This window comes from Nostoc sp. JL31 (assembly GCF_017114965.1).
Taxonomy (GTDB): Bacteria; Cyanobacteriota; Cyanobacteriia; order Cyanobacteriales; family Nostocaceae; genus Nostoc; species Nostoc punctiforme_A.
In genome coordinates this window covers 72,444-97,047 of sequence record NZ_JABXKO010000118.1, presented here as the reverse complement: position 1 = coordinate 97,047, position 24,604 = coordinate 72,444, and the positions used below count along the sequence as shown (strand labels likewise).

At 41.1% G+C, this 24,604-nt stretch carries 29 protein-coding genes; 14 read left to right on the top strand and 15 right to left on the bottom strand.

All coding sequences use genetic code 11. The annotated features are described in order from the left end of the window. Positions 1 to 66: 66 nt before the first annotated feature. The 4 genes from HWQ43_RS30985 to HWQ43_RS30970 all read right to left on the bottom strand — a co-directional run bounded on the left by HWQ43_RS30985 (position 67) and on the right by HWQ43_RS30970 (position 1,626). Positions 67 to 462 carry a hypothetical protein gene (locus tag HWQ43_RS30985; protein WP_292740770.1) on the bottom strand — a complete coding sequence of 132 codons (396 nt, stop codon included), beginning with the start codon at positions 460 to 462 and terminating at the stop codon, positions 67 to 69. 234 nt (positions 463 to 696) lie between these two features. After that, positions 697 to 1,008 (bottom strand): hypothetical protein, encoded by a 312-nt coding sequence (locus HWQ43_RS30980; protein ID WP_292740768.1) that lies wholly within the window; start codon positions 1,006 to 1,008, stop codon positions 697 to 699. Further along, complete coding sequence (locus HWQ43_RS30975) at positions 989 to 1,375, bottom strand: type II toxin-antitoxin system VapC family toxin (RefSeq protein ID WP_292740766.1); 387 nt, start codon at positions 1,373 to 1,375, stop codon at positions 989 to 991. Before HWQ43_RS30975 ends, HWQ43_RS30980 begins: the two co-directional genes overlap by 20 nt. Before the next feature lie 2 nt (positions 1,376 to 1,377). Beyond that, positions 1,378 to 1,626 carry a type II toxin-antitoxin system Phd/YefM family antitoxin gene (locus HWQ43_RS30970; protein ID WP_292740764.1) on the bottom strand — a complete coding sequence of 83 codons (249 nt, stop codon included), beginning with the start codon at positions 1,624 to 1,626 and terminating at the stop codon, positions 1,378 to 1,380. 225 nt (positions 1,627 to 1,851) lie between these two features. Between HWQ43_RS30970 and HWQ43_RS30965 the strand changes: the two genes are divergently transcribed. Both HWQ43_RS30965 and HWQ43_RS30960 read left to right on the top strand, forming a co-directional pair. Continuing rightward, entirely contained in the window at positions 1,852 to 2,097 is a 246-nt protein-coding gene (locus HWQ43_RS30965) for a hypothetical protein (protein ID WP_292740763.1), read from the top strand. Continuing rightward, positions 2,097 to 2,360 carry a type II toxin-antitoxin system RelE/ParE family toxin gene (locus HWQ43_RS30960; protein WP_292740761.1) on the top strand — a complete coding sequence of 88 codons (264 nt, stop codon included), beginning with the start codon at positions 2,097 to 2,099 and terminating at the stop codon, positions 2,358 to 2,360. The genes HWQ43_RS30965 and HWQ43_RS30960 overlap by 1 nt, the downstream gene beginning before the upstream one ends. 103 nt (positions 2,361 to 2,463) lie before the next feature. Here HWQ43_RS30960 and HWQ43_RS30955 read toward each other — a convergent pair whose 3' ends face one another. From HWQ43_RS30955 to HWQ43_RS30945, 3 genes are all read right to left on the bottom strand, one after another. Then, a complete protein-coding gene (locus HWQ43_RS30955; protein ID WP_292740759.1) occupies positions 2,464 to 2,949 on the bottom strand; it encodes a DUF3368 domain-containing protein in 486 nt (161 codons plus the stop codon). Then, positions 2,942 to 3,196: a UPF0175 family protein gene (locus HWQ43_RS30950; protein ID WP_292740757.1), complete on the bottom strand. Its 255-nt coding sequence runs from the start codon at positions 3,194 to 3,196 to the stop codon at positions 2,942 to 2,944. The genes HWQ43_RS30955 and HWQ43_RS30950 overlap by 8 nt, the downstream gene beginning before the upstream one ends. A 369-nt stretch (positions 3,197 to 3,565) precedes the next feature. Beyond that, positions 3,566 to 5,323 (bottom strand): NB-ARC domain-containing protein, encoded by a 1,758-nt coding sequence (locus HWQ43_RS30945; protein ID WP_292740756.1) that lies wholly within the window; start codon positions 5,321 to 5,323, stop codon positions 3,566 to 3,568. 168 nt (positions 5,324 to 5,491) lie between these two features. Between HWQ43_RS30945 and HWQ43_RS30940 the strand changes: the two genes are divergently transcribed. Then, complete coding sequence (locus tag HWQ43_RS30940; protein ID WP_292740754.1) at positions 5,492 to 5,698, top strand: hypothetical protein; 207 nt, start codon at positions 5,492 to 5,494, stop codon at positions 5,696 to 5,698. A gap of 191 nt (positions 5,699 to 5,889) precedes the next feature. Next, positions 5,890 to 6,504 (top strand): hypothetical protein, encoded by a 615-nt coding sequence (locus tag HWQ43_RS30935; protein ID WP_292740752.1) that lies wholly within the window; start codon positions 5,890 to 5,892, stop codon positions 6,502 to 6,504. 217 nt (positions 6,505 to 6,721) lie between these two features. On the opposite strand, the gene HWQ43_RS30930 is transcribed toward HWQ43_RS30935, so the two are convergent. From HWQ43_RS30930 to HWQ43_RS30920, 3 genes are all read right to left on the bottom strand, one after another. After that, positions 6,722 to 8,650, bottom strand: coding sequence for an ABC-F family ATP-binding cassette domain-containing protein (locus HWQ43_RS30930; protein ID WP_292740749.1), 1,929 nt, complete (start codon positions 8,648 to 8,650; stop codon positions 6,722 to 6,724). Between the two features lie 71 nt (positions 8,651 to 8,721). Next, entirely contained in the window at positions 8,722 to 9,138 is a 417-nt protein-coding gene (locus HWQ43_RS30925; RefSeq protein WP_292740747.1) for a DUF1824 family protein, read from the bottom strand. 178 nt (positions 9,139 to 9,316) lie between these two features. Continuing rightward, positions 9,317 to 10,165 carry a prohibitin family protein gene (locus tag HWQ43_RS30920; RefSeq protein WP_292740745.1) on the bottom strand — a complete coding sequence of 283 codons (849 nt, stop codon included), beginning with the start codon at positions 10,163 to 10,165 and terminating at the stop codon, positions 9,317 to 9,319. Between the two features lie 236 nt (positions 10,166 to 10,401). Here HWQ43_RS30920 and HWQ43_RS30915 point away from each other — a divergent pair, with 236 nt between their 5' ends. Together HWQ43_RS30915 and HWQ43_RS30910 are read left to right on the top strand one after the other, a co-directional pair. Further along, positions 10,402 to 12,210, top strand: coding sequence for an ABC transporter ATP-binding protein (locus HWQ43_RS30915; RefSeq protein WP_292740743.1), 1,809 nt, complete (start codon positions 10,402 to 10,404; stop codon positions 12,208 to 12,210). 38 nt (positions 12,211 to 12,248) lie between these two features. After that, positions 12,249 to 12,677 carry a hypothetical protein gene (locus HWQ43_RS30910; protein ID WP_292740741.1) on the top strand — a complete coding sequence of 143 codons (429 nt, stop codon included), beginning with the start codon at positions 12,249 to 12,251 and terminating at the stop codon, positions 12,675 to 12,677. Here the strand turns inward: HWQ43_RS30910 and HWQ43_RS30905 are convergent. From HWQ43_RS30905 to HWQ43_RS30890, 4 genes are all read right to left on the bottom strand, one after another. Next, positions 12,674 to 13,426, bottom strand: a complete 753-nt coding sequence (locus HWQ43_RS30905; protein ID WP_292740739.1) for a hypothetical protein — start codon at positions 13,424 to 13,426, stop codon at positions 12,674 to 12,676. The genes HWQ43_RS30910 and HWQ43_RS30905 overlap by 4 nt on opposite strands. Positions 13,427 to 13,540: 114 nt before the next feature. Continuing rightward, positions 13,541 to 13,918 (bottom strand): hypothetical protein, encoded by a 378-nt coding sequence (locus HWQ43_RS30900; protein ID WP_292740737.1) that lies wholly within the window; start codon positions 13,916 to 13,918, stop codon positions 13,541 to 13,543. Positions 13,919 to 13,930: 12 nt separating this feature from the next. Then, positions 13,931 to 14,239: a hypothetical protein gene (locus HWQ43_RS30895; protein ID WP_292740735.1), complete on the bottom strand. Its 309-nt coding sequence runs from the start codon at positions 14,237 to 14,239 to the stop codon at positions 13,931 to 13,933. Between the two features lie 129 nt (positions 14,240 to 14,368). Next, positions 14,369 to 15,715: a cytochrome P450 gene (locus HWQ43_RS30890; protein WP_292740733.1), complete on the bottom strand. Its 1,347-nt coding sequence runs from the start codon at positions 15,713 to 15,715 to the stop codon at positions 14,369 to 14,371. 294 nt (positions 15,716 to 16,009) lie between these two features. Between HWQ43_RS30890 and HWQ43_RS30885 the strand changes: the two genes are divergently transcribed. The 3 genes from HWQ43_RS30885 to HWQ43_RS30875 are packed head-to-tail and all read left to right on the top strand — an operon-like array spanning position 16,010 to position 17,689. Beyond that, positions 16,010 to 16,642: a ParA family protein gene (locus tag HWQ43_RS30885; protein ID WP_099102086.1), complete on the top strand. Its 633-nt coding sequence runs from the start codon at positions 16,010 to 16,012 to the stop codon at positions 16,640 to 16,642. A 2-nt stretch (positions 16,643 to 16,644) separates the two neighbouring features. Further along, positions 16,645 to 17,283, top strand: coding sequence for a hypothetical protein (locus tag HWQ43_RS30880; protein WP_292740730.1), 639 nt, complete (start codon positions 16,645 to 16,647; stop codon positions 17,281 to 17,283). A gap of 16 nt (positions 17,284 to 17,299) precedes the next feature. Beyond that, positions 17,300 to 17,689 carry a tautomerase family protein gene (locus HWQ43_RS30875; protein ID WP_292740728.1) on the top strand — a complete coding sequence of 130 codons (390 nt, stop codon included), beginning with the start codon at positions 17,300 to 17,302 and terminating at the stop codon, positions 17,687 to 17,689. 250 nt (positions 17,690 to 17,939) lie between these two features. Here the strand turns inward: HWQ43_RS30875 and HWQ43_RS30870 are convergent, their stop codons facing one another. Then, a complete protein-coding gene (locus tag HWQ43_RS30870; protein WP_292740727.1) occupies positions 17,940 to 18,833 on the bottom strand; it encodes an alpha/beta hydrolase in 894 nt (297 codons plus the stop codon). A 303-nt stretch (positions 18,834 to 19,136) separates the two neighbouring features. Here HWQ43_RS30870 and HWQ43_RS30865 point away from each other — a divergent pair, with 303 nt between their 5' ends. From HWQ43_RS30865 to HWQ43_RS30845, 5 genes are all read left to right on the top strand, one after another. Further along, positions 19,137 to 19,448, top strand: coding sequence for a BMC domain-containing protein (locus HWQ43_RS30865; RefSeq protein ID WP_094352432.1), 312 nt, complete (start codon positions 19,137 to 19,139; stop codon positions 19,446 to 19,448). Positions 19,449 to 19,529: 81 nt separating this feature from the next. Beyond that, on the top strand, positions 19,530 to 19,877 hold the full coding sequence (locus HWQ43_RS30860) for a carbon dioxide-concentrating mechanism protein CcmK (protein ID WP_094352433.1): 348 nt from the start codon (positions 19,530 to 19,532) through the stop codon (positions 19,875 to 19,877). Between the two features lie 1,063 nt (positions 19,878 to 20,940). After that, on the top strand, positions 20,941 to 22,128 hold the full coding sequence (locus HWQ43_RS30855) for a HetZ-related protein 2 (RefSeq protein WP_292740724.1): 1,188 nt from the start codon (positions 20,941 to 20,943) through the stop codon (positions 22,126 to 22,128). 231 nt (positions 22,129 to 22,359) lie between these two features. Beyond that, positions 22,360 to 23,628, top strand: a complete 1,269-nt coding sequence (locus tag HWQ43_RS30850; protein WP_292740722.1) for a pilus assembly protein PilB — start codon at positions 22,360 to 22,362, stop codon at positions 23,626 to 23,628. 189 nt (positions 23,629 to 23,817) lie between these two features. Continuing rightward, positions 23,818 to 24,501, top strand: a complete 684-nt coding sequence (locus HWQ43_RS30845; RefSeq protein ID WP_292740720.1) for a Crp/Fnr family transcriptional regulator — start codon at positions 23,818 to 23,820, stop codon at positions 24,499 to 24,501. Positions 24,502 to 24,604: the final 103 nt, after the last annotated feature.

Here is a 24,604-nt window from a genome sequence, read left to right as displayed (position 1 = left end):
GTCTCTACAAAAGAATGATTATTGTAGAGACGGGGATTCATCGCGTCTCTTGCCTTATCCTGCATTTTATGCAGTTTTAGCATTTTCATCAGATGCTTGTTCTGCAACATTTTTCAAGCGACTCGACCTGATTTTGCGGATGCGATCGCTATAGCGAACACCACCCGCCATCTCATATTCGCGGCTGTCTTTGCCGTACTTAATACCAACCACCATCAGCGTTTTTTCAGAAAGCTGACTCAAATTTTTTTCCATCTCTTCAATTTCAGTTTTAGAAGAGTCAACTACAGACAGAGCAGTATTATAAACATCAATTTTGTTGCGTAACTGGTCGATTGACTCAACTAATTTTTCTAGACTATAATCTTCATCAAATTTGACGCTTGGAACAATCGATTTCAGTCCAGCCGATCTTAACTGAGCTTTTTCTAAAACACGGGATGTGCGTTTTTTACGAGACATAAAACTACTCCTTTCAAATTATTATAAGGCTAGTTTGCCTCAATTAAACTGCATTCTGGTTCAGCAAAACTCGCAGTTTTCGTAATAAATTTTTCAAGTTATAGCAGTAAATTTTCGGAATTTTATTACTAGATATTGGTATTTATATAGATAATTGTCTAAGCTTCATCAAAACTTTAAGGGACACTGCTCCCACAAGTTTTGTAGTTGCTCTCACAAGTTCTGTAGTTGCTCTCACAAGTTCTGTAGTTGCTCCCACAAGTTCTGTAGCTGCTCCCATAAGTTTTGTAGCTGCTCCCATAAGTTCTGTAGCTGCTCCCATAAGTTCTGTAGCTGCTCCCACAAGTTCTGTAGTTGCTCCCACAAGTTATGTAGCTGCTCCCACAAGTTCTGTAGCTGCTCCCGTAAATTCTGTAGCTGCTCCCGTAAGTTGAGGAGTGCGTAGGCAAAAATCTTGTAAGCGATCGCTTTATTCTCTAAGAAAGAGCGATATAGGCGATCGCAGTCTGTAGAAGGGCGATCGCCATCACCATATAGTTTGAACAAGATATTGTGTAATTTGCCGATCAATTGTCACAATTGGCAAATTCTCTACTTGGCTTTGAGCAATCAAAATCCGATCAAATGGATCTCGGTGGATATTTGGTAAACTAGCAACTTGCAAAACATGGCTCATTTGAATAGGTAAACTTTCAAAGCGATTGATTGCCAGACGAGTTGGAATATATTGTTCTACAGGTTCAGGTAAAGTCAGTTTCCCTAATTTATTTTTGATGACAATTTCCCATGCACTTGCCACACTCAAAAATAGGATGTTACCTGAATCAGCAATTAAGTTACGAACATCGGCAGATAATTGAGGGTCATTTGTTACCCACCAAATGAATGCATGGGTATCCAGTAAAGCTCTCATTACTAAACGAGGTTAGAATTTTCAAAATCACTCAAGATTTCTTCTGGTAAAGGCTCGTTGAAATCTGGTGCAATAAACACTTTACCTTTATCTAAACCTGGAATGCGAGGAGAACTGGTATTTGTAAGGGCGACTAGACGTGCAACTGGAATCCCCTGTTCAGCAATCACGACTTCTTCACCGAGCAATACCTGACTCAGAAGTTCACTAAATTTGGCAGTTGCTTGGGCAACGTTGACAGTAATAGTCATCTGTCTTGGTAATTAATTCCTAATATTCTTTACGATAACACTGGATGAGTGGGCGATGTCTACGGCGGTAAACTACGCAGATCGCAGTTTAGGCAAATCTAATTTCTGCGCTGCACTCTGCAAGCGTGAAATATAACCCAAAGACTTTGGGCTTGACAAAAATATAACTGTTAAAATCAGCATAATGGTGTCAAAATGCGAAATAATACACCCAATAGGAGAAAAATGCCAGCCATTGTTAAATTACAACTCTCCTTAGAAACTTTAGCAGAAGCAATATCTTCTCTTGATTTAACAGAAAAACGTCAACTTCAAGAGCTAATTGAGCAGCAAATTTTTGAAGCCGAAGAAGCGTTGTACGAAGACGATGCAGATACACTGGCAGAAATTGAAGCAGTTCGCGCTGAGTATAAAGATGGTGAGTCCTTGACTATAGATGAATATCTTGCTAATCGCTCAGAGCAGAGATAATGAGTTATGCGATCGTTATTTCAAAGTCGGTACAAAAGCAGATCGATAACTTACCAAATGATATTGCTCTGCGTGTTATTGAGAAAATCCAATATCTTGCTTCGGAACCACGTTCCGATGGAATTGTCAAGTTAAAAGGTTCTGATAACGAATATCGTATTCGGATAGGTGATTATAGAGTTCGTTATGAAATTGATGATGAAAGTCAACTCATACAAATTTTGCAGTGCAAGCATCGGAAAGATGTTTATAGAAAAAGTTAGTTTTGAGATGCTCAAGGTCAACGCGATCGCTTAGTATTCTGTAGAAAAGATCGATATAAGCGATCGCTATTTGCCCATAAGATAAATCTACATATCTAATACACTACTCATCAACAAGTCTAAGTGCTGACTCCAAAACTTGTGTACTGATTCTAAAACCGACCTGAATCAGTTGCTCAAAAATCGGTTTAGCGGCTTCTACTTTACCTTCCCGTTTCGCAAGTAGAATAACACCGAGAGTTCCTCGCACCGGAATCTCTAAAGCAAGTGCTGCGGTTTTTGCGGCGCGATCGTCTAAAATTGCTTCATAGCCAGGATTGTTATATATCCAGGTGAGAACGTGACTTTCTCCCAAACCAAGACCCCATGCAGCAATCACTGGATCGACTTGTTCCACATCTTGAATATAGCTAGTTCCTTCATTCAAAATCCAGAGTTTTGCAGGGTCATTATCCAGTGCAATGCAGATTTCTTGAACAACACCGCTAGGAATGACAATTTGACTACAAAGTTCTGATAGCAAATGAACTTGGTTAATTTTAGTAAGCACAATCAATGGAGAAGCATTTACAACCCATTGTCTAGTCACGCGCTAACTCCTGGGCTAATTCTTCAGGAGTTACTTGAAAAGGTGAGACATTATAGCGATCGAGTGCTTCTAAAAATTGCTGACGGCTAACTCCGGCAATTTCAGCAGCCTTAGATTGGGAAAGCGTACCAACTTCATACCATTTAACAGCAGCCGCTAAACGCATCTCTTGAACAAACGTTTCTGGGTTAGTGCGGAGTGCGGAAAAAGCATCATTTGGAAGTTGAATGTTAATTTGTATGGTCATAAATTCAGTATTATTTATGGAGAGCCAATAGCGCGATCAATAATAACAATCAAATACTACCATTATTAATAAAGACGAGAACAAAGCCAAAGATAACCCCTGGTGATCGCTCATTGACAGTCTAGACAATTTCTCTGATGATTTTATGACTAATTGCGATCGCCAACTCATCGACACCAGAGATAGTTTGTAAATGAGATACCTGCTTGATGGTTGAGTAGCTGTAAATAGCGATCGCACTTTGCTTAAAACTATAGATCCTGCATCCCCTTATACCAATTGAACAAAATCAGGCTACAGATGCAAGTCTGTAAACTCAAATTAAATCTAACTCTCTTAAATTACGAATTACGAATTACGAATTACAAATTATTTCCACCATCGCCCCACATCCACAATCGCACGAGCAATTTCTACCGTTGCTGCTTCGCCACCTAATGCAAATATAACTGGAAACAATGCTTTGATATCTTGCAGTAAATCAGGGCGAGTACGAAGGGATAGCTCATGAAGTGTATCTTGCCAAAGGGGGAAAAGTTCGGCAGCAGACATTTGTGACAAACTGTCAGCTAAGGCAGTTAAGGCATAGACACGATCAGACTCATGCTGAATCGCCCTAGCAGCAGCAAGGGCTTCTGGCAACAACTCTGGTGGCAGTTTGTCAGCTAAGGCATTCAAGGCTTTGGCACGATAATACTCAGACTGAATAGCCCTGGCAGCATCACGTTTATCCATCTGCCACAGCGTTGCCGCCATCATCTTATTAATGTTGACATCCTCCGGCAATACCCCTAACCAAGAGAAATGCTGCTGCTTTTCTGGTGGCATTCTCTTGACACTCAAATTTAATGATGCGGTTAAACTCAGGCGTTTTAAACTAGCCTCATCAGTAATTTCTTCGGCTTCCGGTCGGTCAAAACTTGTTAATCTGGCTACTTCTTGCTGAATATCCGCCAACAGTTCATTCCAAGTCGTACCACAGGCAATTTCGGCGGCTGCAAGTTCCAATGCTAGGGGCAGATAACCAACGCCTTTGGCTAAATTTTCTGCTGAGTGACGTTCTGTGCCTGTAATCTCGCGTCTTAATTTCTTCGTCAGCAATTCCATTGCCTGGTCTGGTTTCATTATATCCAGACTGTAGGTGTTGGCTGCTAAGGCATCGGCAATGTGACCTTCACGAGTAGTTACTAAAACTTGACAACGCGTCCCACCAAAATTAAATGCTTGTGCATCTTCGGTATTCCAAGCATCATCAACCACCAACAACACAGCCTTGTCATAAAGCAGAGTCCGCAAATGGGTGGAAGTTGCTTCTATACTTGTAGGCTTAAAGCTATAGTCTCCTAGTGCTTGCACCCAGCCACTAAGTAAAGCCAGCACATTGGGTTGTTGACCTAATGTTGCCCAAAGAATGCCATCACAAAAACGAGATTGTATTTCTGCATTATGGGCTAAAGCCGCAGCTAAAGTAGATTTGCCCACCGAACCCAAACCGTGAATCGCAGTAATTACCAAAGTGCGACTATCAGACGATGAACCATTTAAAAGACGAGTCTTTAAATCATCGCTGTACTCTGGGCGTTCTACAAAGTATGTGGGTAAAGGTGGCGCTTGAAATATACTTGTGTTACCTAACCCCCTAACCCCCTTCCCTACAAGGGAATGGGGAAAATTCAAAGCCTCTCTCCCTGTGGGGGAGAGGTTTGGAGAGGGGTTATTTAATTTTGATTTCTCTGGTCTACTACTTTCCCAAGCCTCATCAAACCGTTTTAAGTTCCTTTCCCTATCTCTTGACCATAGCTTGAGTGTAAAGTGCCATTCGTCAACACCCTTGGTTTGCAGACGGTTATCTTCCAGAATCTTCAAAAAATCCTTGAGCAAATTCAGCGCTTCTCGAATTTGCGCTTTAGTTAACTTGCCAGGATATTTGTCTTTTTGGGTCAGCAACTCCAACACGACTAACGTAGTCTGCACAGTCAGCTTGGGGTTAGCGCTGTCTGCTTCTTTCCAGTCGGACTCAATTTTAAAGTTACCATCCTCAAATTCCCCATCGACAAAACAAAGCAACCCCTCTAGCAGACGCTTAACTCGCTTTTGAATCTGAGGCCCATAGGTAGTTCGTGGCATTACATCCAAAAAATTGAGTAAGAAGTTTGGGGCTACCCCATGTTGAAACTACCACCCCAAACTCATGTAATCCAGATTCTAAGGCATTTTCAGCAAGTTTAGGGTATTTGCATAAGGGCACAACCCCAAAGAGAACCTGTATTTAACAACTCTTTGGGGCATAACCAAATGCAAGTCCGTCAAATTCTCGGTAAAACGATTGCTTTGTTGCTGGCAATGCAACTATTCTTAATTGGTTTACAAGCTAAAAGCCGAATCGACCAAGGTAACTCATCCCTTGAGGCGTTGATTTGGATGACTCAACAATATATTTCAGTGCTGGTTAAAATTCGTAGCTTGCAGGATAAAAGGGAGAAAAACGATTCTCAAAAGTAAAAGATGAAGTGATAGGGTGTGTTAGGCAAAACACCCTAACGCACTCCTAGATAATATGGTGCGTTAGCCTAAAGTCATAATGCACCCTACTAAATTGGATATTTTATTTAATTGAAATCTCTTATTGTCCAATACAGTCCCCTTAAGAATAATCATAGAGTAGTCTATGCCATCGACAGGAAAACTGCTGTATGAGTCGTCCCCGAATCATTCAACCTGGCCAAAGCTATACATTCAGCAAATATTTTGAACTGCCGTTTTCCCCAGAAGATATTCTTGCTGAACTTGGCTGTTCCTATAAACGCGAACGGTTGCAATTACCAAAAACAGAATTTCCTCTGGAGATAATTGCAGAATTACACCGAGTCATTGAGCGTAACCTGCGACGTGTCAAGCTACTTAGTGAGGATGCCCGCAAACAAGCAATTATTGCACCCATATTACTAGAAGCTTGCGAAATTGCCCAAACTCAATTAAATATTGAGTATCCCATTAATGTTAGTGACCAACTAAAAGGCAGCTTGGATTATTACATTGATAAAGGTAAAGGCTTGTTAGTAATTGAAGCGAAACAAGCAGATTTAAGTAGAGAATTTACACAATTAGCAGTTGAGTTGATTGCACTCGATCAATGGATAAATTCAGAATTGCCACTTCTTTATGGGTCTGTAACTACTGGTGAAGATTGGCGATTTGCAATATACAACCGTCAGGAAAAACAGATAACAGAAGACCTCAAATTATATCGGGTTCCTGAAGAATTAACTGAATTAACTCATATTTTAGTAGGCATATTGAGCAATTAAACTTCACATCTTATACTGAGCGAATGGAAGCACCCGGCGAATGGAATTCGCGGCTACACAGACAAAACCCACCTTTCCTGCGGAACGCCAAGGGCGAACGTGGGTTTCAAACCATCAATTTTTCCTTAGTCCGCGGAGGCGGACTACCCTGCGGGAAGCTGCAAAGCGTCTATGTTTGTGTAGCCGCGATTTCTAATCGCCAGATATTTGTAAATCATCAAGACTCCATCTCTGCCAATTCTAACCAGCGTTCAGTCGCCACATCGATCGCGTGCTTGAGCTTTTCCACATGATCGTATAATTTCTGCACCTGGCTATAATTCCCCGGTGAGACATTCGCCAGTGTTTTCTCGGTTTCCGCTTTCTCAGCCTCTAACTCGGCAATTTTACCTTCCAACTGCTCAAATTCTTTTTTCTCCCAATTGGATAATCTGCGCCGCTTGGTATTCTCTCCATCCTTGGGTGAAGCCGCACCATTTTGGACTTCGACATTTTTAGGCTTCTCCTTAGCGTTAGCGGCTTGTTGCTGTGCCTCTTCAGCCTTCTTATAGTCCAGATAAATCGAGTAATTACCTGGATATTGCCTCAGATTACCGCCTTCCTCAAAGGAAAATACTGTGTCGATGGTGCGATCGAGAAAGTAGCGATCGTGAGAAACTACAATTACACATCCGGCAAAATCTTCTAAATAATCTTCTAATACTGCCAACGTCTGAACATCTAAATCGTTTGTCGGTTCATCTAAAATTAAGACATTGGGCGCACCCATCAAAACTCGTAACAGAAATAAACGGCGTTTTTCCCCACCCGAAAGTTTACTAATTGGGGCATACTGCTGATTACCAGGAAACAAAAACCGCTCCAACATTTGCGAAGCGGTAATTTGAGTGCCATCGGTAATTTTGACAAATTCTCCTTCTTCTTTGATGTAGTCAATCACGCGCTGACTTTCATTCAATGCTGTGAGCAATTCTTCCGAATGTTGGTCAAAATAACCGATGTGAACTGTAGTACCAATTTCTGCAATGCCAGAATCTGGCTTAACCCGTCCAGTAATTATATCCATTAAAGTCGATTTACCAGCACCGTTAGCGCCAATAATGCCGATGCGGTCTTCTGGACTAAATTCGTAGGTGAAATTATTAATCAGAGTGCGTCCATTGTATGCCTTAGAAACGTTATCTAATTCAATAACTTTTTTCCCAATGCGACGACCAACTGTCGAAATATCAACTTTACCCTGAACTTGTTTAAATTCAGTATCCCGCAGAGCGTGAGCGCGGTCAATTCTCGCTTTTTGCTTAGTACTTCTGGCTTTCGGCCCTTTTTTGAGCCATTCCAACTCGCGGCGCACCAAGCCTTGGTGTTTACGTTGACTACTTACAGCAGATTCTTCAGATAAAGCTTTCTTTTCGAGATAATATGAGTAGTTACCTGTATAAGTGTAAATGTCGCCTCGGTCGATTTCCACAATCCGGTTGGTAACGCGATCTAGAAAGTAGCGATCGTGAGTAATCAAAAACAATGCGCCGCGATAACGATTTAAATAACTTTGTAACCACTCCACAGAAAGAGCATCAAGATGGTTTGTCGGTTCATCCATGAGCAAAGCATCTGGTTCTGATAGCAAAGCTGATGCTAAAGCAATGCGCTTGCGATAGCCTCCAGATAAAGTACTTATCTTGGCATCAAAGTCAGAAATTCCTAATTTTGTAAGAATGATTTTGGCATTAGTTTCTAGTTCCCAAGCACCACTCGTATCCATCCGTTGCATCACCATAGAAAGGCGAGACATCAGTTGACTATCATCTGGATAGTGAACCAATTTATCAGAAAGTTCTTCATACTCGCGTACTAAAGCCATGTGTTCGCCACTGTCAGCAAAAACTTGCTCTAAAACTGTGTGATTTTCATCTAAATCTGGCTGCTGCGGTAAGTAGATGATTTTAGAACCGGAGTTAATTAAAATTTGACCGCTATCAATGGATTCTAACCCGGCGATCATTTTTAATAAGGTTGATTTCCCAGAACCATTAGTACCAATTAATCCAACTTTATCGGTAGCGTCGAGGCTAAAGCTAGCATCTTTTAAAATTTCCTTAATGCCAAAGTCTTTTTTTACTGATTGTAGTGTAATAATACTCATAAGATTGAAGTCATTAATTATTTTTCATTAGTGAGTAGGTAAGGTATTTGCCTTACCTACATTGCCGAATTCTATACAAATAAGTCCAAGGGAAGGTGTCCATACATTTCGTTGATTCCATCTTCGTCATAAGACTGGCAAGATACTAATACACCACGATGATGTCCATCATAGGAATCAAGATAACACAAGCCATTTTTACCATTTAATTTGATATAAACTGGGCCTTCGGGTGTCAGTAAATTATTTGGTGGTTCATAACCCAAAGCCAGAGAATAGGTTTTCATTGCCAATATTCCTTCTTCTGCCGTATCAGCACAAATTCCTAAAATTTGGTAATCAGTAAGCTTGGTAAGCAAAATTAAAGCATTACGAATTACTGCTTTTTCTGATGAGTTGAGGATAGGGGCAATATCTAGACAGTTGAATTTGTTCAGTAATTTTTTCGCTTCTTCGGCGGTGAGATTCTGAGGATTGGGGGTTGACATAAACTTCGACTATTATCTTGTTGGTTTTTCTGTGTTGTTTGAGTTGGGACTAGCTCAACTTATACCATTTTGGATTTTAGATTTGGAATTGGGAATAGTCCAATGTATTGTAGAATTTGTCTGAGGTCAGAGCAAATTCCATAATCTTAGACCTTGTTATCTCATGCCCACTTCCCTTTTACGGTTGATTTTGGACATTCCCAAGGTTGAATATAAAGGGTACGCCGTTTTTGGAGTCACTACCCATAACCAGGACTTTGGGCATCTGAGCGCCGCCACTTCTCCAAGCTTCAATGGCTTCTTTTTGCAGAACTAACTGTCCTCCTTGGGCTTTGAGTGTCTCTGCTAAGAGTCTTTGAGCTTCTGCCCTACCTTTGGCACGATTAATGTCTGCTTGTGCTTCTTGTTCAGCTTCCCGTGCTACGTAAACGGCTCTTTGCGCCCGTTGTTCAGCAATTTGTTTTTCTTCAACTGCTCTGGCAAATTCTGGCGAGAATGCTAAATCAACTACGCTAGTATCTAATACAATTATCCCATATTTGTCTAAGCGATCGCCTAACGCTTGATCGAAGTCTTCTTTCAATTCACTTCGTTTGGTAATCGCTTCTTCTACTGTTCTTCTAGCTGCGGCAATTTTAAATGCTTCTTGTGTCTGAGGGGCAATGATTTTTGATACAATATTTTCTAATGTTCCTTGTTTTCTTCTAACTTCAACTACCTTTATCGGATCGAGGCGAAAGTTAATTGCAAATCTCGCAGATAAATTTTGCAAATCTTTAGTGGAACTTTCCGCTGGTACTTCAAATTTTTGCACCGTCAAATCATACACATCTATCACAGTGATAAAAGGCGGTTTCACGTGAATACCTTCCAATAAAGCGCCGTCTCTCGCTTTACCCAAGATACTGATTACTCCTGCTTGTCCTGGGTTAATAATGATAAAGGAATTTAGCCCAATAATCACTAGTATTGCTAACACAATTCCGAAAACTGTGGTTTGCCAATTACCAAATTGCTGATTTTTCAAATTCCTCTCTCCAATATTTAGTTAGTCATTGGTCATTGGTCATTTGTCATTTGTTATTTCTTATTCTCCCCCTGCTCCCCTGCTCCCCTGCTCCCCTGCCCCTCTGCACCCCTGCTCTTGAATAAACTCAGTTACTAGTTTCTCACTAGTCTGTCTGAATCAATCTTCAGACTCAGGACTTAGGACTCAAGACTTTGTTCCGTGGTAATATCAGTGACACGAAATCGCAAAAAGCCGTGGCTACTGCATTAAAATCTCATCGGGCATCAAGAAGGCGTAAACATTCAGCGCATCCTCTCCAGCGTTTGCTTGAGTATGGACACCAGTATCGTAAACAAATTTGGCTGGCGACTACTTATTCTACCCTCAATAAATTTTTCGACTTAGCACCACCCGGCTTAATTGGCGTGGCGGTGGATGTGGTAGTCAAGCAACAGGATTCCATAATTGCCCAGTTAGGGGTACGGGATGTCTTTCAACAATTTTTGATTATTTCCTTCCTTACTGTGGTCATTTGGATACTCGAATCGGTTTTTGAGTACGCCTACGCTCGACTTTGGCGGAATTTGGCTCAGAATATTCAGCATGACTTGCGTTTGGATGCATACAAACATTTGCAAGAGTTGGAATTGGGTTATTTTGAAGAACGCAGCACTGGCGGTTTAATGTCTATCCTCAGTGATGATATTAACCAGTTAGAGCGGTTTTTGGATGGAGGAGCAAATGATATTATCCAAGTTTCTGCAACTGTTCTAATTATTGGCGCTGCTTTCTTTATTCTGGCTCCTAGTGTAGCGTGGATGGCTTTGTCACCGATGCCATTTATCCTCTGGGGTTCTTTTGCCTACCAACGATTACTTGCACCTCGCTACGCTGATGTCCGTGAAAAGGTAGGTTTCCTCAATTCGCGGTTGTCAAACAATATCAGCGGAATTACTACTATTAAAAGCTTCACTTCTGAAGCTTATGAAGCCTCTCGTTTGGAATTAGATAGTGATGCTTATCGCCACAGTAACTCGAAAGCAATTACTCTTTCTGCTGCTTTTGTCCCGTTAATTCGGATGCTGATTTTGGTGGGGTTCACGGCATTACTTTTGTATGGCGGGATGGCAGCGGTTTCTGGAGCAATGTCTGTAGGTACTTATAGCGTATTAGTGTTTTTAATTCAGCGATTGCTGTGGCCTTTAACTAGATTAGGCGAAACTTTTGACCAATATCAAAGGGCAATGGCTTCTACTAATCGAGTCATGAATTTATTGGATACTCCTATCGCCATTCATACAGGTGATGTAGCTTTACCTGTGGATGAAGTACGCGGTGAAGTGCAATTTAACAATGTTTATTTTGCCTATAAAGATAGATTTCCAGTAATTAAAAATCTGTCTTTGGATATTCCGGCGGGGAAAACCATTGCAATTGTCGGTTCAACTGGTTCTGGTAAAAGTACTTTAGTCAAACTTTTATTACGTTTATACGAAGTGCAAGCTGGCAGCATTACTCTGGATGGCATTGATTTGCAAAGTTTGAATTTGCAAGATTTACGGCGCTGCATTGGTTTGGTGAGTCAGGATGTCTTTCTATTTCATGGCACTGTAGCGGAGAATATTGCCTATGGTAGCTTTGAGACTACAGAGCAAGAAATCATCACGGCGGCGAAGATAGCCGAGGCACACGAATTTATTATTGAATTGCCCGAAGGTTATGAGACAATTGTGGGAGAAAGAGGACAAAAGTTATCTGGTGGACAAAGACAACGGATTGCGATCGCACGCGCAGTCTTAAAGAATCCACCTATTCTGATTTTAGATGAAGCTACCTCGGCGGTGGATAATGAGACAGAAGCGGCTATCCAGCGATCGCTAGAACGGATTACAGTAGATAGAACTACAATTGCGATCGCTCATCGTCTTTCCACTATTCGCAATGCCGATTGCATTTATGTCATGGAACATGGGAAATTAGTAGAATCGGGAACCCATGAGCAATTGCTGGAGAAAGACGGGATTTATTCCGGCCTCTGGCGTGTACAGTCAGGTTTGAGATAAGTTTCGCCTATTGTCTGTGTCTTCATTACGAATTATTTATGTTTTTTGGTAATAGTCAACCAGAATCAGGTGATACTAAGTGGCGTCGCCAGTTGGATAAGTTTGTCAAAGCAAATCAGCAAGAGTTGGCGGCGCTGTTTTGGGGATTGTGGTTAGCAAATGGTGACAGTCAAGGTACTGTTGGTATTGATTTGCAACCAACGCCACATTTTGTTTATTGTCCAAAAGAGCAGATAGAGAATTTAAATATTAGAGTTGAGAATCGGCTTCAGGAAATTTTGGGAATTGTGGAGAATCATAAGCCAGATGTGGAAGTTGTGATGATTGGGATTGGGAAGGGGGAAATTAAGTTAATTCAGTTTGCACCAGAACCAGCACCACCGATTTGTTTTGAGGAAGTTGGGAAGGATGTGGATGGGTTATTGGATGTGTTGGAAGAGAGGATGAGGGAGGAGATTGTTTTTTAACGCATAGGCGCTTCGCCTTGCCGCAGGGTAGCGATCGCAATTTGATTGCCATAAGCTATGTTTCCTAAAGCTATAATCGCACCTTGATATATGTCTTCTAAAAGCAACCAGTAATTTGTAATCTCATCAGGCTCCATCTTGATAAATTGGATTAAAGTACTGATTACAGTTTCATTTTTGTAGCCAATTTGCGCCAAGCTACAACTTTCACTCCAAGGGATAATTTTAGCTTGCTTCATTAGCAGTAATAAAGCAGCGATCGCACTCTTATTACCCGGATCGAGTGTTCCTAATTTCTCGGCTGCAACTCTAAGAACTGTGCGACTTTCAGTAGTATGAACCAAATGAACAAAAGCCGCAATTACCCGTTTTCTGTCGGTTAATTCCAGAGTTTTTCTAGCTGTCTTCACCAATGCTTTTGGTAATATCTGCCAATCTCGCTTATCCTGCCGAAAATAGGCATAACTCCATTTGAGTAACTGTTCTACAATTGCATCACCCAAACTAGATTCAGGGAACTGGGATAAAGCCTCAGCCGCCAAAAAATAGGCGCGATACCGATAAAAATCGCCGCAGTCGTCATCAAAATCTATTAAAGCTTGGATAAAATCTTCTTTTTGCTGCTTATCTACATCCTTTTGGCTGAACCAGTGGAGGATCTCTGCTTTCCACTCCGGCTCAAAGATGCGGTAAGTGCCTTGATTTAAATTACTGCGATCGTGGTTAAAGAAATACTGCCAATCATGCATTGCCTCCTACCCACTGCAAGATGTGGGACGAAAGGGACTTAAATGAATCTTGCTACATCAGTTGGCTTTCTGTCAAGTCTGGACGCGATGAGGATTTATAAATTTTGCTAGACCTCAGAATTGTATCTCAAGCATTGGAGAATCGATATCTAAAAGCCAATTTTCATCAATAAACTCTAAATTTTCATTGTAAATAAGAACCAACTCACCTAGCTTTTGAGTGCCATCAACAGCAGAAGCTATGAGGAAAAACTTTAGTTGTAGAAAACGTTCTTTGTAGGTAACGCCAATAGAACTACTAACTAATTCGGCTTCTAGAATACGAGGCAAAGTAATTGTTTCATAATATTTATCTTGTTCATCCCAGTAGCCGCATATTTTATAATCACATAGTTCTAAATGTTTTTTAGCAAGAGCATTAGTATCTAAGATTTCTAATATTTCAGTTAAATCTCGCCAAACTTGATGATTTTGTAATTCGAGTTTTGTCATAGTTATGCGGGTTTAATGTTCTGTTACCAAACCGGGGAAGTGTAATATCCCATCAATGAATTTTGCATGAAATCGGCGATCGCCACCTTTACCTAAAACTTTAGATTTCAAATCGTAGCCGGATTCTTGGGAAGTCGCTAGCCCTACATTACCGCGAGGAGGTACTTGCCCTTTCTCAATGGCTTTTAAATGTTTGCCATTCTGATCGTATTTTAATGCCAACTTTATTTGTTCACTTGCAAATGAAACTAGTAGACGACTGGTTGAAAAATATACAGTATTAGGTTGAATATCTTCCCAATAATTGGGTAAAGCTTCCATTTAATTTACTACTGATATACTAGTCGAATTTAATTCGTAATGGGCTATGTCCCGCTACGCTAACGTAATTCGTAATTATTACCTCATAGTAGAGTAGGGTGGGGATTAAAATGCCCACACCCTAATTGCCTAAACTAGCGCTGGTGTATTTGCACGCTTAACTTGAGGTGTAGCAACCATCCTCATTCCGACTGGTGCGGCTAAAGTTAACCCACGGCGCACAGGACGCACGGGACGTTTATTCACTAGCGAAACTTGGAATTCTGACAAAACAGTTGCCAAGATAATTTTCATTTCATACTGGGCAAATGCCATCCCAATACAGCGACGATTACCGCCACCAAAGGGTAAATATTCATAAGGTGAATATTGTCTTCCTAAAAAGCGTTCTGGTTTAAACTGCTTGGATTGTGGGTAAACTTCTTCCCGATGATGCGCTAAATAAATACTGGGGATTATTACCGTTCCCTCTCGCAGTTCGTAGCCCATAATTGTAATTGGGGTTTTCACAATCCGGGGAAAAGCAGTCATGACAATTGGGTAAAGTCGCAATGTCTCTTGGCAAACTGCTGTCAAATAGGGCAATTTAGCTACACTACTCAAATCGTGGTTAACTCCAATGGTGTTGAGTTCCTGTAGCAACTTCTCACGCACCTCTGGTAAACGATCAATCCAGTAAAAAGCCCACGTCAATGCCGAAGCGGTGGTTTCATGTCCCGCAACTAGCAGTGTCATTAACTCGTCGTGTAATTCTTCATCTGACATCCCTTGACCATCGTCGTAACGAGCCGCCATCATCAAACTTAGGATATCTTGGCGATTTTGCTCAGGTTCAGCCCGACGTTCTCGAAGCAAAGCATAAATAAGTCGATCGATTTTTTGCCGTTGTTGCAAAACCCAACCCCACGGACTCCACGCACCGAAATCTTTTTGCATGAACTGGAAAAAGAAGGCGCTGGACATTACAGGCGAAGTGATGAAGTCTAATAAGTCACTTAGCGATCGCCTCAGTTCCTCAAACAGTTCTCCATCATTCAAACCAAATACAACCCGCAAAATAACACGCAAGGTAATTTCTTGCATCGACTCACGGATCTTAAAAGGTTTACCAATTTGCCATTCATTAGTCACCTGTCGGGTTATTTCCCGAATTTCCTCGCCGTAAGCCCGCATCCTTTCGCCATGAAAGGGAGGAGCTAATAATTGCCGTTGGCGCTGGTGGCGATCGCCATCCGCTAACATAAAGGAGCGATCGCCAAGTAAAAATCTTAGTCCTGTGTTCCCTCTGCCAACCTCAAAATGGCTGGAATCAGCAGTAAAAATCTGCTCCAGTGCTTGGGGTTGACTAAAATACACAAGATGGTTATCAGAGCTACTACTCCAGATCGTGAAAGTGTCACCGTAGATTTGGGCAAAATCATCCACATATTTCACTGGCTGAGTAATAAACTTGATCATCCGCAGCCAGCGCGGCATTTGAGGCCCATCAGGCAAATTGTAAGTAGTTGTGAATTTTGTGGAGTTGATGGCTTCTGAATTTTATTGTTACGACTTTTCATGTTACTTAAGGTTACAGAAAGCGGTATATTCATGATTGGGGACTAGAAACTGGAGACTGAAAACTGAAAAGAAGACAAAGAGGATAATAATAGCTCTTGTACAGATGCGATTAATCGCCTCTCTACTCCTAACTCAGCACTCAGCACTCCTAACTCAGCACGGGCTAAACGCCCCGCTACCGCTAACAAAAGGCAGCATCGGAAGCAAGCAGTGCCAAAAATCATCGCTATTCTCAACGGTAAAGGAGGAGTCGGTAAAACGACTACCGCAGTCAATCTGGCTGCCAACTTTGCGAAGAAAAAAAAGGTGCTGCTGATTGATGCAGATATTCAAGGTTCTGCCAGTTGGTGGTTTGGGCGCAGTCAGCAGGGAATGGGATTTGATTTATCTCAAGAAACTGATCCCGCACTTTTAAGTGATTTAGCAAAGATAACAGGTTACGATTTAGTAGTGGTGGATACACCTCCCGCCCTGCGCTCTGAAGCATTAGTGGCGGTTGTTGCGATCGCAGATTATCTAGTTTTGCCGACACCCCCATCTGCAATGGATTTAGCAATCCTCGTGGAAACAGTCAAGGAAGCCGTCATCCCCTTGGGAACCCCCCATCGGGTATTGCTCACCAAAGTCGATACCCGCAGTTTGGGGGAAGCACAAGAAGCAAAAAACACTCTGACCCGCTTAGGTATTCCTACTTGTAATACCTTCATCCGTGCCTATAAAGCTCATGAACGAGCAGCACTTGAAGGTGTAGCGATTACCCAATGGCGAGGAGGAAACGCACGGGAGGCGGAATTAGACTACCGCCGTGCAGCTGATGAATTACAGCGTGATTGGAGAAAATAAGAATGGCTAGGAAACAAAGTCTCTCTGACTTACTACAAGAAGAGGCGCAAAAATTTACACCCTCAGAAGGTGAATCTGCGATCGAAGTTACAGCCGAAAAAATTGTCGAAGAACAGGCTGCATCTGATGAGGAATCGTTAGGGCAACCACTTGAACCGACTTCTACTAAACGCAGTCCTACTAAGGCTGATTTAGAAGCAACTGTCAAAGAGTTGACAAGTAATTTAGAAACAAGCAACAAAAAAGAAGCATCTCTTGGACAAGAAATTGCTGATTTGCAATCAAAATTATCTAAACAAAAAACCTTTGCATCAGAACAAGAATCATTACTAGAACACCTAACAAAAGAACTTGATGAAACAAAAAAAACAGCACTGCAACTTGCAGAAGCAAATTCCCTGCTTATAGAAGAAATTAATTCTTTAAAACAAAAAGCAGAACAAAAAGCAGAACAAAAAGCAGAAGAGAAATCTAAACTTGTTGTCAAAGAAGCTAGCGCGATAAAACCAGTAAAAGACCACTACAATCCGCTTAACTACAAAAAATCACATCGTTCATCGGAAACACTCGCTCAAAATCAACCTCAGAATCAACCAAATGAGTATCCCGATAGTTCTAATGAGATGTGGTTACTTGACTAGAGTCAGTTAAAGGTTAATGGTACAAATCAAAATCTATGGCACTGCTTCATTTATCCGTCATTCTCGCAGTGCCATTTCTGACACAATTCATTCTTGTGTTGTTGAAGCTTTAGCATATCCTCAAGACAAGCGTACCCATCGGTTCTTTCCTCTCGAACCCGATGATTTCATCTACCCTGTAGAACGTTCAGAGAAATACATCATCATTGAGATTAGTATGTTTGAAGGACGCACTATTGAAACCAAAAAAAAACTAATTAGGTTGTTGTTTTCTAGCTTATCGGAACAAGTTGCAATTGCACCTATAGATATAGAAATCACGATTACAGAAACCCCAAAACACAACTGGGGTATCCGGGGAACAACAGGAGATGAATTAAACCTAAATTACCAAGTGCAAGTGTAAATCTTTGGAGCTTGTAGGGTGGGCATTATAATGCCCACATTAATGCAAGACAGGTTTGCGTTAGCGTTCGCGAAGCGTCTCGTAGAGAAGCTCACCGAAGGTATCGCTCTAGTTACAGAGGTTTCTAAAATTATGTGAATTATGTGAAAATAACATGATCCAAGAGAAAAATAGTAGCTATAACAGAAGCCATTAGCAACAGATAAAAAGCTTTCCAGAGTAGCGTTACAGAAAATTATTGAGAGTTGGGCTATCTTTCAACTCGAAAGTCTAAAATATGCTGCGCGGTTATTTGTGGTTGTTCCAAGTGTGGGAGATGACCACAATCTTGAATCCAGTTGAGAGTACTGTGTGGAATTGCCCTTTTAAATTTCATGGCATCCTCAGTACCCAAAATTTTATCGGAATCGCCCCACAAAATTAGCGTTGGTTGCACAATTTGTGATAACATCTCCAGTCTAAAAGCACTGTAACCACCACTTTTAGTGAAAGAAATCAGAGCTTGATTCCAACTCGGCATTTGTAGATGTAATGCGCCACAAAATAACGCATCGATAGAGGCAAGAGTTTGATTTTTATATCCAATGCGAGAAACGCGATCGCGCACTTTCATATTACTCAAAAATCGAGTTGCTAAATAATCTAATGGGGGAAACATAAATTTGCTCAATGGCGAACCACCTGCTAACCCCGCACTATCAATTAACACCAGCTTTTCTACCACTTCTGGATAAGCCAAGGTAAAATCAATCGCTGTCGCACCCCCCATTGAAGCGCCCACCAAAATTACAGGTTGGTTAATTAGGCTTTTCCAGAAATAATAAAGATGGGTTTTAATCGCTGTTGGGCTATAGGCAATTCCTGAGAGTCTATCTGTAAACCCAAAACCCAATAAATCCACTGCCCAAGTTTCATTATCTTCAGAAAGCAGTGGCAAAAGCCGTCGAAATTCTAATACAGAACTATCAAAGCCGTGAATTAATAAAATTGGAGTTCCACCACACCCTTGCTTGACAAATGCTGTGGTAACTGCTTGATTAGTTAAAGGAGTAGCGATCGCAGTTGTTTGAATACTCCGAGCTAGTGCGATCGAAGTAGGTTCTGTGAGTTGCTCAACTGCCGTAGGAAGAAAATTCGGAAACATAAATTTCAGTTTATCGTACTAGCTTGCTTCCACCCATAATTGATTTTGTTAAACAATAAAGTTACACAACCTAAGATGCTGAAGTATTATTTGTAATTTATATATAAAACATAAGCTAGGTAATATCAAAATATTCTAACTCCCAACAGACGCGATTAATCATTTACAGGACAGACATAATTAATCGCCTCTCTACTCTCCAAAAAAAATATGGCATCAAAGAAAGTTTTCCAAAATGTCAAAATGGGGACTAAAGCCACGTACAATTAAAATCGCTTATCCCTTAATCCAGGAGCTAATGCCATGCCAATGGCGGTTGGCGTAATTGAAACTTTAGGTTTTCCGAGTGTCTTAGCAGCAGCAGATGCAATGGTCAAAGCTGCTGCAGTCACAATTGTGTATTATGGTCAAGCGGAAAGTGCTCGCTTGTTAGTCGCCGTCCGGGGACACGTTTCTGAAGTAAATAGAGCTGTTGAAGCCGGAATCGTAGCTGGAGAGGAAGTAAAAGTTGGTACAGTAATTACCTACTACATCGTTCCTAATCCCCCAGAAAATGTGGAAACCATATTACCAATCCATTTCACTGAGGAATCAGAACCTTTCCGTATGTTCTAAGCAATTTTGCTATCAAAATCTGTAGCGAAGCTTCGTACAATTAACTTGTAGCCCCCAGTTTATTCATACAGGAGATTAATAATGTCATTACAGGCAGTTGGAGCACTTGAAACTAAAGGTTTTCCTGCGGTGCTAGCAGCAGCAGATGCTATGGTAAAAGCTGGTCGAGTTACCCTCGTTGGTTATATCAGAGTAGGTAGCGCTCGCTTTACAGTTAATATTCGTGGCGATGTTTCTGAAGTAAAAGCCGCTATGGCTGCTGGTGTTGAAGCCGCAGAAAATGTTTATGGCGGTACGCTTGAATCCTGGGTAATTATTGCTCGTCCCCATGAAAACGTTGAAGCTGTTCTGCCAATTGGTTACACAGAACAAGTCCAAGGGTATCGAGAATCTGTAGAAAATCCCATTGTTAGAGCGAACAATCGATAGATTCAACCTCCTGCGGGGGAATTCAAAACAAAAAATTCCCATAAATGAATTTACAGAAAAGTTTATTGTCAGGCTTCTGACTATTAAAACTTTAGAGAAATGCATTCTTCCTGTTTTTAGATTTTGCATAAGTTGAATTTTGAAGCAGAGGGAAAGTAACAGTCAGAGTCAATAGTCAAAACTAATATTGACTGTTGACTGTTCATTTTTAGGAATATATAAGTTTTAAGAATAACTTACCAATATGAAAGGTGTAGTTGTGACTGAAGCTAGTTTAAAAAACAGACACTTGCCTATCAATCTCTACTATTCAAAATAGCGTAGGCGTAGCCCGCTTCTCTACCAGACGCTGCGCGTAGCTTGCTTCCACAAAGTGGTACGGCAGACCTAAGTGACCATCGTAGACATCGCCACATAGGATACTCAGACTAATTCCACGCTATGGCGATAGTATTTATTTAAGATTTTATACAACGACTTAGCAAACAACCTTTTAAACGCTAATTACCGTATATACACTTAAACAAAATCATAAAAAATTAACTGAACACGATTCAGTTAAAGCCCAATCCTCCTTGAAAAGCAGAGAATTAAGCTAATTTATCAGAGGGGTTAGGGAATCTTCAGGGCAAAATCTCATTAACACTAAGGATATTGAGATTCAACTAAATATTCTACTACGTAATGGTTTGTACAGAGTTGAAACTTATACTGGTGGAATAACGTCCAACTTTAAGTTAAATTAGATTCGTTCCTCGGATCTGTTACAAAATGTCAGATTTACCTGATAAATTTTGTCAAAGGCGTATCCTCCCCACTTTAAGCAGATTTCTGTTCTCAACTAAAAAAAACATAACTTTACAAAAAGTTTAAATTGGCATAATGCTCCAAATGCTTGCTATATATTGGTTTTGGGCTTTTTCAAGTAAAAGCAAAACATCAATGTAGAAATTTCTGCATAATTCTAGTGAATTCAGACGTAATAAAAGTAGAATCACTGAGCTATTTTCATGAAATTCATGAAATCTGGCGCAGCTGCCAGTTAAACAATTAGGTGGGACGAATGGGGGTTGTGATGCAAACTTCAAAATTGAGTTTCGAGGAATGCAATCTCACTATGACAATAGATGTGGAAAAACTGGCTCTAGATTGGCAAAAGCGCTTGGCTGTAGAATGTCCAGACCAAAATGAAGCCACGAGGCAAAGCATTATTCTCTGGCTGTTGGGATCTGACTCAAAACGGTTCGATGTGTTTAATCCTAAAGAACTCGATATCGCCAAGCAAGCGATGGAATATCGCTGGAGAATTTTACGTCAACGATACTTGGGGCTGGGGCGAGAACGTGCTTATCGCAACTTGATAACCCGATTGGGGAGTTTAGTAACATTACGGAATAAGATTCAGACTTGGGTTTCCCTCAGCCGCGATCGCCAGCGTAGTGTAATGGATGTGTTGCAAGAAGTACTCCAAGAATTACTCCAAAACGACAGCCAGATGCAACAGCAAATGGCTGATATTGCCAAATATACAACCGATAGACGATTGGGGGATGCTCTGCTATTTGCCAGTTTAGAAGAATATTGTCTGCGGCCAGTACGCAATCAACCCCTATTAGCTTACCGATTTGTAAATTATTTGCGTCGCACTCAGCGCGGTGGTTTAACCCAAGTGCCAGGGCGTGATTTGGTTCGACTAGTCTCAGAAGAAGTTCTTACAGACGACAGTGACAATCGAGTTAACTTAGTCGATAGTCAGGCGATCGCAGAATATCAAGAAGCACAACAAATAGAGGAACAACAGGTGCTGCGCCAGACAGTACAAAAAGAATTTGAAAATTATTTACAAGAAAATATCGGTACAGAAGCAGTGGAATGGCTACGGCTGTATCTGCAAGGTAAATCCCAGGAAGAGATCGCTAAAAGACTGAATAAGCAGACTAAAGAAGTCTACCGTCTGCGAGAAAAAATTAGTTACCATGCTGTACGTGTTTTTGCCCTCAAAGGTAAACCAGAACTCGTAGACAGCTGGCTCTCAATTTCCTTGCAAGAACATAACTTGGGATTAACGCAAAACCAATGGCAACAACTGGATAAAAAATTAACTCCTCTAGGGCAGCAGATCCTAAATTTGCGGAGAGCGGGAAATTCAATAGAAGCCATAGCCGAACAGTTAAAACTCAAAACCCATCAAGTGCTTGGCGAATGGACGAAAGTCTATCTTGCAGCCCAAGCTTTAAGAACCCAGGAGTAGCCTGTAGTGGGAAATGGGAAATGGGAAATGGGGAGTAGGAAGCAGGGGAGAATAATTAATACCGAATACCCAATCCTCAGTATTATCCCCAGTCCATAATCTAAAATTCATATTCTACTTACATTTACTTAAGTATATATAATTGAAATTTTAACAATCTAACAAAGTATCTTTATTAACTACCTATTGAATTGGAGTCAAAATATAAGTAAACACCAACGAATCAAATCTATGTTGTCTTCAAAGGGCGAACTAAATAATACCGCAGCAAATGGACAGCAAATGCTAACTGCCGCTCAAACTAGGTGGGAGGAAAGAGGCGATCGCGAACAAATATTCTACCTGATTGATCATCTCTTGTCCTTTGAAGCTTGCCTCTACCACCAAATTTTGCCCTTTGAATTAGAAGACAAAAACCTCTTGCTAGGCATGGTTAATCCACAAGAAAGCGAAGCTCTAGATTACGTTGGTCGTATTTTGTCTTCTATCAATTGCACAATGGTGATTGAGGCGATCGCAGCCGATGCCCACCGCAGAATACTATCAGCTTACCTCAACCATAAGAATACATCTCAGCTAGATGCCCAACAAGTGCATCAGCCAACAGTGGACTTTCCTGCAACAAATAGCCCAGCTACGATTGCTGACATACCTAATCCTTCCTTAGATGCCGACTCGGAATCAAATCAACAACCAGTATTGATGGTGTTTCAGACGCAAAAGCGTCAAAATTCTGGGCAGCGGGTAGACTTGCCTCCTATCCCAGAGCTAGACCAATCATCTCAAACTACGACGTTCTTGACCCCTATTGCCACAACTCAAGCGCAAGAGGATTCTGAAGCCACATCATCAAACAATTTACCTATTTTTCCCACACAAGCTTCCGAACTACTGAGTCCGATTGAGTTGCTAACAACACTACCACCAAAAAAATTATTAGAACAATTACTAGGGCGAATCCTGGCTGGGGGAATTGGTCGGCTGTACTTAGAAAGACAAGCTTACGAAGGCAGAATACTGTGGAGTGACAATGGAGTTTTGCAGTCTGTATTAGACAAACTGCCGCTCTCAGTTTTCCAAGGAGTACTGAATGAATTAAAGCGGTTTGCTTCCCTGCCTGTAACCACGGTTGCAGAACCAAAACAGATAGAAAAGGAATACGTATATCAAAAAAACCGCTTATTATTACGCTTGCGAGTTATGCCGGGAATCTACGGCGAAGAGGCGACACTCCAAGTATTGCGGGGAGCAGCATTAAAATTCTATCAACAACAGCAGTTAACACGTCTAAGCCGCGATGCTTTAGGAATTTCTCAGCAACTAAGCATTAAGCTACATGAACTACAAGAACGATTTTTACTGAATCCTAGCCTTGATTCTCAGCAATTAGAGGCTTTAGTTACCCTGAATCAATTAGTGAAAAATTTAGACCAACAGATCAAAATACTGGCACTAGATAGCAATCTACCGACAAAGAGTAAATCATCGATCAGTAAGTAAAAACGCTGATTTCGTTAGCATACATAATTGTTATGTTGTAATGGAATCCTAGACTGATAAAGCTTAGAGACTCATCTCTAAATAAATACAAATTTTGCGATCGTATTCTGAGTAAGATTACGGTTTAAACAAACTTAATAGTAGCAAAGTTAGTTTCCCCCTCTTAAATCCTATTGTTGCAAATATTTCATGTTAACTGAGGTTTTTAGTGAACTTTTCCCCTTAATGAGTACAGCCAATCCACAAACTTTGGAATGGCTACTCAACGTTGCAATTGAACATGAATACCCCTCTGGGCGAGCCGTTGTGATGGAAGATGCCTGGGGTAACGCCGTTTACTTTGTGGTTTCTGGTTGGGTCAAAGTCCGGCGTACCGTCGGGGAAGATTCAGTAGCTCTGGCAATTTTTGGGCGTGGCGATTTTTTTGGAGAAATGGCAATTTTGGATGAATCTCCACGCTCAACTGATGTCATTGCTCTTTCACCGGTGAAGTTGCTTAGTATCTCTAGAGAGCGGTTTATTCAAATATTGTTTAAAGATCCACAGTTACATCACCGAATGTTGCAACTGATGGTAAGGCGATTGCGGCAAATTAACCTGCGCTTACAAATGCGGTCTTCACCACCAGCTGTCAAACTCGCCCATACCCTAGTGACTTTGGGTGAAAGCTATGGTCAGGAATCAGACTTAGGAAGAGAGATTTTTAACATTCCCTTTAAAGATTTAGCAGAGGTAACAGAAATCAGCATTGAAGAAACCACCAAAATCATGGAAAAACTCCATGAAAAAGGGTGGATAAAAATTGATAGCGTCAACAACATCACTTATCTTGTGAACTTCAAGCAGTTGATGAACTTGGCTGGCAAAGTGTGATTTTTTTTATCCGATTCTCTATGAGACGCTCTGTGTAGCTTGCTTCTTGGTAAGTTTAACGCCAGAGATTTGGGATGATGATGAACGAAAGACGGTTTGTGTG

What these genes read in the sequence shown, in the direction of transcription:
- HWQ43_RS30985 (WP_292740770.1), bottom strand. Translation starts at nt 462, where the DNA reads ATGTCTCGTAAAAAACGCACATCCCGTGTTTTAGAAAAAGCTCAGTTA.
- HWQ43_RS30975 (WP_292740766.1), bottom strand. Translation starts at nt 1,375, where the DNA reads ATGAGAGCTTTACTGGATACCCATGCATTCATTTGGTGGGTAACAAAT.
- HWQ43_RS30970 (WP_292740764.1), bottom strand. Translation starts at nt 1,626, where the DNA reads ATGACTATTACTGTCAACGTTGCCCAAGCAACTGCCAAATTTAGTGAA.
- HWQ43_RS30965 (WP_292740763.1), top strand. Translation starts at nt 1,852, where the DNA reads ATGCCAGCCATTGTTAAATTACAACTCTCCTTAGAAACTTTAGCAGAA.
- HWQ43_RS30960 (WP_292740761.1), top strand. Translation starts at nt 2,097, where the DNA reads ATGAGTTATGCGATCGTTATTTCAAAGTCGGTACAAAAGCAGATCGAT.
- HWQ43_RS30950 (WP_292740757.1), bottom strand. Translation starts at nt 3,196, where the DNA reads ATGACCATACAAATTAACATTCAACTTCCAAATGATGCTTTTTCCGCA.
- HWQ43_RS30945 (WP_292740756.1), bottom strand. Translation starts at nt 5,323, where the DNA reads ATGCCACGAACTACCTATGGGCCTCAGATTCAAAAGCGAGTTAAGCGT.
- HWQ43_RS30940 (WP_292740754.1), top strand. Translation starts at nt 5,492, where the DNA reads ATGCAAGTCCGTCAAATTCTCGGTAAAACGATTGCTTTGTTGCTGGCA.
- HWQ43_RS30935 (WP_292740752.1), top strand. Translation starts at nt 5,890, where the DNA reads ATGAGTCGTCCCCGAATCATTCAACCTGGCCAAAGCTATACATTCAGC.
- HWQ43_RS30930 (WP_292740749.1), bottom strand. Translation starts at nt 8,650, where the DNA reads ATGAGTATTATTACACTACAATCAGTAAAAAAAGACTTTGGCATTAAG.
- HWQ43_RS30925 (WP_292740747.1), bottom strand. Translation starts at nt 9,138, where the DNA reads ATGTCAACCCCCAATCCTCAGAATCTCACCGCCGAAGAAGCGAAAAAA.
- HWQ43_RS30910 (WP_292740741.1), top strand. Translation starts at nt 12,249, where the DNA reads ATGTTTTTTGGTAATAGTCAACCAGAATCAGGTGATACTAAGTGGCGT.
- HWQ43_RS30905 (WP_292740739.1), bottom strand. Translation starts at nt 13,426, where the DNA reads ATGCATGATTGGCAGTATTTCTTTAACCACGATCGCAGTAATTTAAAT.
- HWQ43_RS30900 (WP_292740737.1), bottom strand. Translation starts at nt 13,918, where the DNA reads ATGACAAAACTCGAATTACAAAATCATCAAGTTTGGCGAGATTTAACT.
- HWQ43_RS30895 (WP_292740735.1), bottom strand. Translation starts at nt 14,239, where the DNA reads ATGGAAGCTTTACCCAATTATTGGGAAGATATTCAACCTAATACTGTA.
- HWQ43_RS30890 (WP_292740733.1), bottom strand. Translation starts at nt 15,715, where the DNA reads ATGCCGCGCTGGCTGCGGATGATCAAGTTTATTACTCAGCCAGTGAAA.
- HWQ43_RS30880 (WP_292740730.1), top strand. Translation starts at nt 16,645, where the DNA reads ATGGCTAGGAAACAAAGTCTCTCTGACTTACTACAAGAAGAGGCGCAA.
- HWQ43_RS30875 (WP_292740728.1), top strand. Translation starts at nt 17,300, where the DNA reads ATGGTACAAATCAAAATCTATGGCACTGCTTCATTTATCCGTCATTCT.
- HWQ43_RS30870 (WP_292740727.1), bottom strand. Translation starts at nt 18,833, where the DNA reads ATGTTTCCGAATTTTCTTCCTACGGCAGTTGAGCAACTCACAGAACCT.
- HWQ43_RS30865 (WP_094352432.1), top strand. Translation starts at nt 19,137, where the DNA reads ATGCCAATGGCGGTTGGCGTAATTGAAACTTTAGGTTTTCCGAGTGTC.
- HWQ43_RS30860 (WP_094352433.1), top strand. Translation starts at nt 19,530, where the DNA reads ATGTCATTACAGGCAGTTGGAGCACTTGAAACTAAAGGTTTTCCTGCG.
- HWQ43_RS30855 (WP_292740724.1), top strand. Translation starts at nt 20,941, where the DNA reads ATGGGGGTTGTGATGCAAACTTCAAAATTGAGTTTCGAGGAATGCAAT.
- HWQ43_RS30850 (WP_292740722.1), top strand. Translation starts at nt 22,360, where the DNA reads ATGTTGTCTTCAAAGGGCGAACTAAATAATACCGCAGCAAATGGACAG.
- HWQ43_RS30845 (WP_292740720.1), top strand. Translation starts at nt 23,818, where the DNA reads ATGTTAACTGAGGTTTTTAGTGAACTTTTCCCCTTAATGAGTACAGCC.